This window comes from Polyangiaceae bacterium (assembly GCA_016715885.1).
In the GTDB taxonomy this organism is placed as follows: domain Bacteria; phylum Myxococcota_A; class Polyangia; order Polyangiales; family Polyangiaceae; genus Polyangium.
Map to the genome: position 1 here is coordinate 300,871 of JADJXL010000001.1, position 11,427 is coordinate 312,297.

The 11,427-nt window shown below is 61.2% G+C and carries 9 protein-coding genes; 8 read left to right on the forward strand and 1 reads right to left on the reverse strand.

The genetic code is table 11. From position 1 onward, the window contains the following. The first annotated feature begins 6 nt into the window (after positions 1 to 6). The 4 genes from IPM54_01405 to IPM54_01420 all read left to right on the forward strand — a co-directional run bounded on the left by IPM54_01405 (position 7) and on the right by IPM54_01420 (position 3,378). The gene (locus tag IPM54_01405) at positions 7 to 435 is read left to right on the forward strand and encodes a redoxin domain-containing protein (protein ID MBK9258474.1); all 429 of its coding nucleotides are present in this window, start codon (positions 7 to 9) and stop codon (positions 433 to 435) included. A gap of 39 nt (positions 436 to 474) precedes the next feature. Continuing rightward, positions 475 to 774, forward strand: a complete 300-nt coding sequence (locus IPM54_01410; protein MBK9258475.1) for a redoxin domain-containing protein — start codon at positions 475 to 477, stop codon at positions 772 to 774. A 78-nt stretch (positions 775 to 852) separates the two neighbouring features. Further along, entirely contained in the window at positions 853 to 1,170 is a 318-nt protein-coding gene (locus tag IPM54_01415) for a hypothetical protein (protein MBK9258476.1), read from the forward strand. Positions 1,171 to 1,587: 417 nt separating this feature from the next. Continuing rightward, positions 1,588 to 3,378 carry an AAA family ATPase gene (locus IPM54_01420; GenBank protein MBK9258477.1) on the forward strand — a complete coding sequence of 597 codons (1,791 nt, stop codon included), beginning with the start codon at positions 1,588 to 1,590 and terminating at the stop codon, positions 3,376 to 3,378. A 22-nt stretch (positions 3,379 to 3,400) separates the two neighbouring features. On the opposite strand, the gene IPM54_01425 is transcribed toward IPM54_01420, so the two are convergent. After that, positions 3,401 to 5,656: an NADP-dependent malic enzyme gene (locus IPM54_01425; protein MBK9258478.1), complete on the reverse strand. Its 2,256-nt coding sequence runs from the start codon at positions 5,654 to 5,656 to the stop codon at positions 3,401 to 3,403. 241 nt (positions 5,657 to 5,897) lie between these two features. On the opposite strand from IPM54_01425, the gene IPM54_01430 reads away from it, so the two are divergent. From IPM54_01430 to IPM54_01445, 4 genes are all read left to right on the forward strand, one after another. Next, positions 5,898 to 7,610 carry an HAD family hydrolase gene (locus IPM54_01430; GenBank protein MBK9258479.1) on the forward strand — a complete coding sequence of 571 codons (1,713 nt, stop codon included), beginning with the start codon at positions 5,898 to 5,900 and terminating at the stop codon, positions 7,608 to 7,610. A 126-nt stretch (positions 7,611 to 7,736) separates the two neighbouring features. Next, positions 7,737 to 8,486 carry a YsnF/AvaK domain-containing protein gene (locus IPM54_01435; GenBank protein MBK9258480.1) on the forward strand — a complete coding sequence of 250 codons (750 nt, stop codon included), beginning with the start codon at positions 7,737 to 7,739 and terminating at the stop codon, positions 8,484 to 8,486. Positions 8,487 to 8,935: 449 nt separating this feature from the next. Then, positions 8,936 to 10,186 carry a TolC family protein gene (locus IPM54_01440; GenBank protein MBK9258481.1) on the forward strand — a complete coding sequence of 417 codons (1,251 nt, stop codon included), beginning with the start codon at positions 8,936 to 8,938 and terminating at the stop codon, positions 10,184 to 10,186. After that, positions 10,183 to 11,427, forward strand: a complete 1,245-nt coding sequence (locus tag IPM54_01445) for an efflux RND transporter periplasmic adaptor subunit (protein ID MBK9258482.1) — start codon at positions 10,183 to 10,185, stop codon at positions 11,425 to 11,427. The genes IPM54_01440 and IPM54_01445 overlap by 4 nt, the downstream gene beginning before the upstream one ends.

An 11,427-nucleotide genomic window follows, 5' to 3' on the forward strand; every position in this document is an offset into this window, starting at 1 on the left:
GGCGCAATGAAAACACTCCGTTGGTGGGGTCCTGTCGCGAGTGTCGTGGTTGCGCTGGCCTTTGGCATCATACCGTATGGCGCGCTCACGTACTCGGGCAAGATTCCCATAGCATTACGTGACAATCCTTGGCCGATGGAGCTCGTTGCCATTGGCGCGACGGGTGCGGCCATCTTCCTGGCCGTTCGAGCGTATCGTGAAAAGCGGCTGCGCATACTGGCCACGGCGACCGCTGCTTTGGCGACGTTTGCCACGGCAATCTTTCTCATGCTGGTTCACGTCGCGAGTTACGACCTTCCTGGTGCGCCGAAGGAGCTTGCCGTGGGCATGGTAGCGCCCGATTTCGTGCTCGCCGATGCAAAAGGTGAATCCGTTGCGCTCGCGTCGATGCGGGGCCAGCCCGTGCTCTTGGTCTTTCATCGCGGCGTATGGTGACCCTTCTGCCGTTCGGAGCTTGCCGGTCTGGCGAGCAAGATGAAAGAGTTCGAGGCGAAGGGAATTCGAATTGTTGCGATCAGCAGTGACGAAAAGGAGGTTTTGGCCGAAGCGCAGCGCGACCTCGCATTGCCTTTCCCATTGCTTTCGGACGCTGACGAGCAAGTGATCAAGCGTTACGGATTGGTGCACGCGGGGGCAAACAATGGGCAGGACATCGCGCGTCCGGCGGAAATCTTGCTCGATGGTCAAGGTGTGATTCGTTGGGCGGTCTTTTCGGACAACCTGCGCGTTGCTCCTCGCCCGGAAGACGTGCTCGAAGCTGCCGCGAAGTGGTGAGGTCGTGCGACTGCGACCAGCGGCATTACGAATGCATGGCCGCCCGACGTAGGCACATCGTACGCACACGAGGGCACCATGGCGGAAAAGGAAGCGCAGCCGAATCCACTCGAGGGAGGCAAGGGTCGAATTGACGAGGTCGACCAGTCAAAAGGGATTTTCCCGCCGGGCAGACCGCATCCGCCGGGTGCGGAAGAGCGGACTCCTGGTTCGTTCGGCGGTGGGCCGTATGAAGAGTCGGGGCGTGGTGGCATCGAGCTGGGTGGGCCGTCGGGTCCAGGGGCGCCGGTGGGCGAGCCCATTCAGCAGCCGCTGCCGAACGTCAACGTGGATGCCGAGCAGCGCGCTGAGCCGAAGGAGCCGGCCGGGGCGCTGCCGCCACACGAGCGGAAGTAGCAATTACCGTGCCCAGTAGGCGATCCTTTCGAAGAAATCGTCAACTGCGCGCGCGCAGGTGTCGTTCAGGTCACGCGCCACGGCAACTGCGCGTGCGCAGTTGCTGAACGTGCATGCGGTTGCTTTCACTGCGCGCGCGCAGTCGCGGTTTGGGCGATGTTCGAGGGCCGCTGCGGAGGCGCAGAAGGTCAACGGGTGACGCACGAGGGCACCTGTGAGCGCGCAGTTCGCGCCTCACCCCCCGACGCCCTTTCCCCGTCGCACCTCACCCCCCGACCCGGGTTGAGGCGGGTGAGGAGTGAGAGCGTGGCAATGGATTGGTTCGTCCCGATAGAACGATTTTCCTCGTGTCATTCGATTGCGTTCGCGGTGCGCGCATGGTACTGTCGCGACGCTCGAGCACGAGAGGGCCGCGTCATGAAGATCCCCTACGGCAACGCCGACTTCGCCGACATTCGCAGACGAGGCATGTTCTACGTCGACAAGACGCCGTTTCTTGCGGAGCTCGAGAACGACGAGCTTGGCTACAAGTTCCTCATCTTCCTGCGACCACGACGGTTTGGCAAGTCGTCGCTCGTCAGCCTGCTCGAGAACTACTACGGCATGCACCGGGTGAACGAATTCGATGAGCTCTTCCGGGGCTTGTGGGTCCACGAGCATCCCACGCCGGAAAAGAACAAGTACCTGATTCTCACGCTGGACTTTTCCCAAATGGGCGCCGGCGGCGGCTCGCGGGAACGCCTCGAAGAAAGCTTCCTCGACGCGATGCGTAGCTCGGTAAAAACGTTGTGCTTGCGCCATCGCGATCGTTTCCCGGAATTGGGCAAGATGTATTCCGAATTGATGATTTACAAGTCGGCGACGGGAATGCTGGCGGATCTGCTCGGTATTGCCGCAGGACTTGGCGAACAGATTTACATCTTGATCGACGAATACGACACGTTTGCGAATGATTTGTTGTCGGCGGGCAACGTGGATCTTTATGCAGCCGTCACCGACAAGGCGGGCTTCGTACGAGAATTTTATCGAGCCATCAAGGTGGGAACTCGAAGCGGCGCCGTCGGGCGCCTATTCGTCACGGGCGCGACGCCGATATTGCTGGACGACTTGATGACGGGATTCAACATCGTCACGAACATCTCGAATCGCGCTCGATTCAACGCACTCGTTGGATTCACGCGTGCAGACGTGGAACGAGCCGTGGACGAGCTGCTCGCGTCGCGACCGGAGTTGTCTGCGGTCGAAGGAATCGGTGATCGCGCCAAGCTGCTCGAAGTGCTCGAGCAGTACTACGATGGGTATCGTTTTTCACCCATGGCCACGGAGCGCGTTTTCAATTCGGATCTCGTCCTTCATTTCTTGCGGGATCTGGCGGACCTCGGGGCCTACCCCACGCAGATGCTCGATCCAAATGCTCGCACCGACTACCGAAAGCTCCACGCTCTTTGGGCCACGGCAGGGAAAGCTCCGGAGGAACGGCGTCAGGTGCTCGAAACGGTCCTCAATGAAAATCACGTCTGGAGCGACCTCGTGGAGCAGTTCGGGCGAAAAACCATTTCGACGACGAGTCAATTCGTATCGCTGATGTATTACACGGGGATGCTCACGCTGAGCACCGATCCACCGGAAGGCATTCTCGTTCGATTCGAAACGCCCAACCGAGTCATTCGCGAGCTCGGGTGGGAGCATTACGCGCAACTGCTCCAGGATCTCGAAGGAGTCGACTTGACGGGCCAGCCGGTGAGCGTGGCCCTTCGAACCATGGCAAAAACGGGCGATATCGGGCCGTTGCTCGACGTATTGCGCGAAAATGTCCTGAAGGTGCTGGGATTGAAAGATCTGCGCCGATACAATGAAAAGTCGATGAAAATGTTGCTCATCGGGGCCATCGTCCCGACGGGCATGTTTTACGTGCTCAGCGAAAAAGAATTCGCCCAAGGGTATACGGATCTGTTCCTGAGCCCGATGCCGCAGTTGCCGAATGGCAAGTATGCCTGGATCATCGAGCTGAAGTATTTGCAAGCGACCGCGACCGAGGCACACGTGCGTGCTGCGGTCGACGAGGCAGAAGGGCAGCTTCGCAAGTATTCATCGGACGCGCAGCTCTTGCCGATGCTGACGCGGGGCCTCGAGCTGAAGGCCGGGACGCTCGTTTTCGTGGGTTGCAAGGACGTGCAGTGGTGGCCGTTTACGGCGCCCCGTGATTAGCACGGGTGAGGCGTGAGGCGTGTCACGCCGACACTTTGGTCACCGTGTACGCCGTCATGTTCACGATCATCTCCACCGAGATGTCACGCGGCAACACCGTGACCGGCTTGTTGATGCCCAGCAATATCGGTCCCACCGCGACAGCGCCACCCAAGGCCGCAAGCACCTTGTACGCTGCATTGCCTGACGTGAGCGACGGGAAGATCAGCACGTTGGCCGCATCCGTGAGGCGCGTGAATGGGAACAGCTCCTTCAGCTTTTCCGCATCGAGCGCGATATCCGCTTGCACTTCGCCGTCGACTTCCAAGTCCGGGCGCGCTTTGCGAATGATGTCGACCGCGCGCGCCGCCTTTTCCGATGCGGGATGCGGCGCCGAACCGAAATTCGAAAACGACACCAGCGCAATGTGAGGACGAATCTCGAAAGCCTTCACCGCATCGGCCACCTGAATGGCAGTATCCGCAAGCGTCTCCGCATCCGGATCGATGTTCACCGTCGCGTCTGCGAAGAACTTCACGTCGTCCTTCAGGATCATCATGTACATCCCCGTCGCGCGCTTGACGTCCGGACGAATGCCAAGGATTTGTAGCGCAGGCCGAATGGTCTCCGGATATGGCATGGTCAAGCCTCCGACGAAGCCATCGGCATCCCCGTGCTTGACCATGGCCATGCCAAAGTAGTTACGACGCTTCAAGAGCCGCTGCGCCATGGCCATGTTGACGCCCTTGCGGCATCGTGCATCGTAGAAGTCCTTGACGTAATGGGCGAGCGTGGGCGCCTGCGCAGGTTCGAGGAACGTGGCGCCGCGAGATTCGAGCTCAATGTCGAGCTCTTCGCAGCGCGTCCGCAAAAGCGCCGGATCGCCGAGCAAGATGGGCTGCGCGATGCCTTCGTCGAGGATGATGTCGCACGCGCGCAGCACTTTGATGCTGTCGCCTTCGGGGAAAACGATGCGCCGCGGGGTCGTCTTGGCGCGCTGCACGATTTTGCGCATCACCGTGTGATGCGCGCCTCCCATGCGCCGCTGCAGCCTTTCGCGGTATTCGTCGAGGTCGATGTTCACGCGCGCAACGCCCGACTTCATCGCTGCTTCGGCCACGGCGGGAGCGACCCACCAGAGCACGCGCGAATCGAAAGGCTTGGGAATGATGTAATCCGGGCCAAACCGGAACGATTCGGCCCCATACGCCTCCGCGACCGATTCCGGCACCGGTTCGTGCGCCAATTTCGCGAGCGCCGTGGCCGCCGCGACCTTCATCGTTTCATTGATGTCCCTGGCGCGCACATCGAGGGCTCCGCGGAAAATGAACGGGAATCCGAGCACGTTGTTGACTTGGTTCGGGAAATCCGACCTTCCCGTGGCCACGATGGCATCCGGCCGCGCCGATTTGGCTTCGGGGTACGATATTTCGGGATCCGGATTCGCCAGCGCAAAGATGATAGGCTTGTCGGCCATGGTCTTCAGCATTTCGCCCGTGACGAGCCCTGCTTTCGAAAGGCCGAGGAACACGTCGGCGCCCTTCAGCGCATCGGCTCGCGTCCGCGCGCCGTCGTCTTTGCGGGCAAACCGAGCTTTGTATTCGTTGAGGTCGTCCTTGCGGCCGTCGTGAATGACCCCCACCGAATCGATCATCGTGATGTTTTCGAGGCGCACGCCAAGCTCGACGTAGAAGTTTGCGCACGCAATGGCCGAAGCGCCCGCGCCCGATACGACGACCTTCAGGTCGGAGAGCTTTTTGCCAATGATTTCGGCGGCATTGAGCAGCCCTGCGCCGGAAATGATGGCCGTTCCGTGTTGATCGTCATGGAAGACCGGAATGTTCATCCGTTTGCGCAATGCCGCTTCAATCTCGAAACATTCTGGAGCTTTGATGTCTTCGAGGTTGATGCCGCCGAAGGTCGGTTCGAGCGCTGCGACGACTTCGATGAGCTTCTTCGGGTCGCGCGCATCGACTTCCAAGTCGAAAACGTCGATGTCGGCGAACTTCTTGAACAAACATCCTTTGCCTTCCATCACGGGTTTTCCCGCGAGAGGTCCGATGTTGCCAAGTCCGAGCACGGCGGTGCCGTTGGAGATGACGGCGACGAGATTGCCGCGCGACGTGTAATCCCATCCCCGCTCGGGATTGTCCGCGATGGCCAAACACGGTTCGGCCACGCCGGGCGAATAGGCGAGCGTGAGGTCACGCTGCGTCACGAGGGGTTTGGTGGGTACGACTTCTATCTTGCCTGGACGCCCACTGCTGTGGTAGGCGAGCGCGTCTTGTTTTCTTTGCACGCGGCGAGTGTACGTCGAAAACGGCCGCGAGGATATCCCTTCTTTCGAGAAAAACGGGCAACGTGGCAAACGCCGAATCAGCCCGCGTTTTCCTGGCCGTCGAGCACGCTGGCGCGTTCCTGTCGGAGCTGGTCGCCATGCGTTGGGTGTGGCCATGCTATCCGACCAACCACGCCGAGCAGGCTGCTCGTCGAAGCCTTGGTGATTGACGACCTGCCCGCGTCGCACAACGGTGCGTGCAATGCGGTACCTCGCACTCGCCTGCGACTACGACGGTACGATCGCCAAACACGGTACGATTGCCGAGGAAACGCTTGCAGCCATGGAGCGCCTGCGAGCCACCGGTCGCAAGATCGTGCTCGTCACAGGTCGCATGCTCAATGACCTGCTGGCCATTCTTCCTCGGCCCGAGCTTTTCGATCGCATCGTTGCCGAAAACGGCGCCCTCCTTTATCGCCCCGTCGGTCGCGAAGAACGCGTGCTCGCCGAGACCCCGCCCGCGTGGTTCGTGAACGAGCTACGCGACAAAGGCGTCGCTCCGCTCGCCGTGGGGCACGTGATCATTGCAACCCATGCATCGCACGATCACACGGTGCTCGATGCAATTCGGGAAAGCGGTCTCGAATTGCGCATGGTGTACAACCAGGAATCATTGATGGTGCTTCCTGCCGAGGTCGGAAAAGGCAGCGGTTTGCAGATCGCATTGCGCGAGCTCGGAATGTCCCCGCACGAAGTCGTTGGTATTGGCAACGCCGAAAATGATCATGCTTTCCTTGGTTTATGCGAATGCTCTGCGGCCGTGGCCGACGCGGCCCCATCGCTCATCGAGGTGGTGGACGTCGTGACGAAAGGCCACGATGGCGCCGGTGTCACCGAGCTCATCGACAAGCTCGTCAAAGACGATCTGCGACACGTCGAACCGCGCCTGACGCGTCGCCATGCGCTGCTCGGAAATACGCACGACGGAAACCCGCTGTACATCCCGCCGTATGGAGGCAATGTTCTCATCGTGGGGCCGTCGGGTAGCGGTAAAACCACGTTTGCGATGGCGCTGCTCGAGCGGCTGGCGGAGCAATCGTACCAATTCATTGCCATTGATCCCGAGGGCGATTATTCGCGATTCGAGGACGCCATCGAACTTGGTGACTTTCGGCGTGCTCCGAGCGTCGATGAAATCCTGCGCGTGCTCGACAACCCCGATACCGACGTATCGGTCAATATGCTCGCCATCGCGCTTGGTGACCGTCCTGCGTTTCTCGAGCAGTTATTTCCGCGTTTGCAATCCATGCGTGCCCGCACGGGCCGACCTCATTGGATTCTCATTGACGAGGCGCATCACGTTTGGCCTGCGGCGTGGGGTCCCATCGCGCTCACGTTTCCGCAGGAAGTCGGGGAGCTCGTGCTGGTGACGCTCCATGCGGACGAAATTTCGCCCGCGATTCTGAAGCATATTGATTACATGGTGTGCGTTGGCCCGATACCCGAGGCGTCCCTCGCCGAGTTTTGCCGAGCCACCGGAGAGTCTGTTCCGGCAATGGAAACACCTCCGCATCCCGGGGAAGTGCTCGTATGGAATCGAGGTGCGGGGCATGCGCCGCGCAGGGTGGTTCCGGTACCTGGCCGTGCCGAGCATTTGCGACATTTGCGCAAGTATGCCGAAGGTAATCTGCACGAAAAGAGTTTTTATTTCCGGGGTCCGGGCGGACGGTTGAACTTGCGGGCTCGCAACTTGATCACGTTCATCGAGATTGCGGACGGGGTCGACGACGCTACGTGGCGCTATCATCTTGCCCGAGGCGACTACACGCGTTGGTTTGCCGAGGCGGTCAAGGATCCTGCGTTGTCCTCGATCGCCGCCGATGTGGCCGCGCGCTCGGAGCTCACACCGCGCCAGAGTCGAGCGCTCATCGCCGAAGCCATTGCGGCTCGCTACACGCTGCCAGCCAGGCCGTAGAGCACGACCATTGCGGGGGTTCGTCGGGTACGACGATTGCAGCGATTGCACCGAGGGGCGGAGCTACAACGGAAAACCGTGCAGTCTCTGCGACTGCACTCAGCATTTCAACACGAGGGGGATACGATGGAAAGCCGATTCAAGGAGCAGATCCTCACAGGGTTCGACGTGTGGAGCTCGGATGGTGAAAAGCTCGGCAAAGTCGTGGCCGTTCACGCAGACTCGTTCGAAGTGGAAAAAGGATTCTTCTTTCCAAAGGACTACATCTTGTCCTTCGAAGACGTGCGCGAGCTTCGAGGTGATGAAGTGCATCTTTCGCGCACACGCAAAGAGATCGGTGTCCGCGGCGGGACGTTCGGGCCGATGGGCGAGCCGGAGGAGCATCCGTACGTTGGGCGAACCGGGGGGCAGTACGAAGGAGAGACCCTGGAGCAGGCGACCACATTGCAGCGCAGCGCCGAGGCGGGCAAGGTCGAAGAGATTCGCGTACCTTTGCACGAGGAAGAGGTACGCACGAGCAAACACACGGAACAGATTGGCGAAGTACGCGTGACCAAGCACGTGGTGACCGAGCAGCGGCAGATCAGCGTACCCGTCGCGCACGAGGTGGTCACGGTGGAGCGGATCCCGGCGACGGGGCACGTGGAGGCGACCTTGGGTGAAGGCGCCTTCCAAGAACAAACGGTGACGATGCCGATTCGCGAGGAAATGGTCGACATCGAAAAGCGGCCCGTCGTTCGAGAAGAAATTCGCATCTCGAAGGCTACCGAGGAGGAGCAGCAGCCCGTGAGCACGACGGTGCGGCGCGAGGTTGCCGAGGTGGAAGGCGGCCCGGCGGACGTGACGGAGGGAATTCCGCTGCGCAAGACGGGTTGATACCGGGCCTCGATTTGAACGCTCGCTTCGCGCGCGTGGGACGCGCGCTTCGCGAGGCTAGTTTACGATGGGGGGGCCGAGGCTCGCCTCCCGGTGTTTTTGCGCTTCGCACAAAAACACGGCGAGGCTCGGCCCCCCCAAACCCCCCCGAAACGCCCTTTCATCAAACCGATCGCTACCCTAGACAGGTCTGGGCGTGAGCCCTGACTTGCCTTGTGTCCAGACTGCAAGTGACCCACGTAAATATTTTGGATATCCAAGTACTTTCCGCAAAAATTTCGCACGATTCGCCCAACATTGCGTTAGGAGCCAACATTTTCACTCTGTACGCTTGACATCGGTGGATCGATCGGTAAGTTGAGACCATGTTTTCCTTTGACATCAAACCATTTGCATGCGGGCGAACAGGGTGCCGAAGGAATCAGTGGACGCGAACAGCACTCGTCATCATGGGTGCATCGAGCGTTTTTCTCGCAGCAAACCCCAGTTTCGCAGCAAACCAGGACGAGACGTTCCAAGCGGCGGCGACGACCGATGGCGAACCGTTACCAGACATCGAACGTGTATTGAATCTCGCAAAAGAAGCCGCGCCAGACGTCGTGAGCGCCAGGATGTACGTGGGCGTCGCAAATGCATCCTACGCGGGCGCTCGGCTTGCCCCATTCGATAACCCGTACCTCGAAGTGTTCACCGATCGCGGGCGCGGGGGCGCGACGCGAGACCTGACGGTGCAAGCCAATTTATGGATTCCCATCGAGGTGTCGGGTCAGCGTGCAAGGCGCATCGCGGAAGTCGACGCGCTCGTCGCTTGGCAGCGTGCAAACGTGGAATCGGCAAAGTTCGCGGCATCAGGCGATGCGGTGCGGGCCTATGGCATGGCATTGGTCACTGCGTCGCGTGTGAGCGTGCTCGAAGACATCGTCAGCGTCGCGCGCGCGGAGGCCGAACTGTATGCCGCGCGGCTCGCCGGCGGGGATGCCACGCTGCAAGACGAACGCTTGGCCAGCGTGGAGCTGGGACGAACGACCATTTTGCTCGAGGAAAGCCGAGCCGATATGGCGCGAGCTTTGGCAAGCTTGGCGCGCGTGACGGGCCGACTGTTCTCCGTGCCCACGGGGACCGCCGTGCTTCCGCCGCCACCGACGAAACGTATCGATGCCGCGTCGGCCGAACGGCTCGCGGACAGCTCGGCGCACGTGCGGGCCAAGGCCCAAGAGGCCGACTACTTCGCTCGGGCGCGCGACCGAGCGTCCGTCACGTCGCATGCGCCGGTCAACGTCATCGTGACGGCCGGACGCGGTGACCTCGGCGAAGCGCGTTTCGGAGGTGGCCTGTCGTGGACGTTCCCCATTCTGCGGCGAAACCAGGGCGAGCAGTCGCGCGCGGATGCAGAACGAACGCGCGCGCTCGCCGAAGCGGACGTGCAGCGCAGGGTGCTCGGTGCCGTGCTGCGCGGACTCGACAAGGAGCGCGAGGAAGTGCGCAAAGCGCTCGACGTCCTCGACAAGCTCACCGACCCCGCCGCGCATGACGCCGTCGAAGCCGCCGTCGCAACGAGAGCAGCCGGCAAGGGCGACACGCTTCGAGTGCTCACGGCTCGCCGAGATCTCGCCATGGTGCGCCTGCGCAAGCTGGACCTCGTGGCCCGCGAGTGGTCCATCGTCGCCGATATCGTCGCGCTTACCGGAGAATTGCCATGACAGACCTGACGAGCGATCCCACCCTTCCCGACGCAAATCACGAAGCGCCGCCGGATGCCGATACCTCGAATCCGACGGCCATTGCGGAAAAACCCCAGCGCAACCGTATGCGCTGGGCGCTCCGGTTGGTCGCCGTGCTCGTCGTCGTCGCCGGTGCATTCATCATGTTCGGCAAACCGGATCCCCCTCGGGCACCCGCAATCGTGCCGGACATCCCCCGCGTCGAAGGCAAGACCATCGTCATTTCGGCATCCTTCCGCGCTCGAGCCGGCATCGAAATCGAAGAAGTGAAGCAAGCGCCGCTCGTGCCGAAGCTGCGCCTCGTGGGCACCGTCGACTTCGACCCGAACCACGTCGCCGCCGTCGGCACGCGCATTCGAGGGCTCGTACGCAAACTCAATAAAATCGAAGGCGACAAAGTCTCCAAGGACGACGTGCTCGCGGAAATCGAGAGCGCCGAGCTTGGTGAAGCCCAAGCGCAGGTCGTCGTCGCCGATGCGCATGCGAAAGCCGCGGCCATCAATGAATCGCGTGAGCGGGACCTTGCGGAACGAAACTTGACCACCGCGCGCGAATACGAAGTCGCAACCGCAACGCGCAAAGAGCAGAAAGCGCTCCTCCACGCAGCTCGTCAGCGCGTCACCGCATTGTCCGGGGGCGCCGCGAGCCCCTTCGGCGTGTACATGTTGCGCGCACCTCTCGCAGGAACCGTCGTCGAACGGCACATCTCCCCCGGCCAATCCGTCGACGATCACCTCGTCGCGTTTCGCGTGGCAAACCTCGACCACCTCTGGGTCGACCTCGCTGTCTTCGAAAGCAACCTCGACGCCATTCACAAAGACGACCCCGTCGAAATCACGCGCGCCGGCAAAGACGACGAACCCATCGTCGGACGCATCGCCCACGTAGGCGAAATCGTCGACAAGTTCACTCGCACGGCCGAGGTCCGCGTTGCGGTCGCCAACGAAAAACGCCTCCTGCGACCAGGCCAATCCGTCACCGCCACCGTGCGCGCTTCGGGACCGGCTCGCACCATGCTCACCGTTCCCATGACCGCCATCACCTACATCGATGGCAATCCCATGGTCTTCCTTGCCGTCGTCGACGATCGCGTCGTCCCCACGCCCGTCGTGCTCGGTCCGAATGATGGGCAATTGCAAGGAATCGAATCAGGCCTCTCCGAAGGGCAACGCGTCGTCAGCCGCGGCGTCTTCGCCTTGAAGAGCGAACTTTACAGGTGA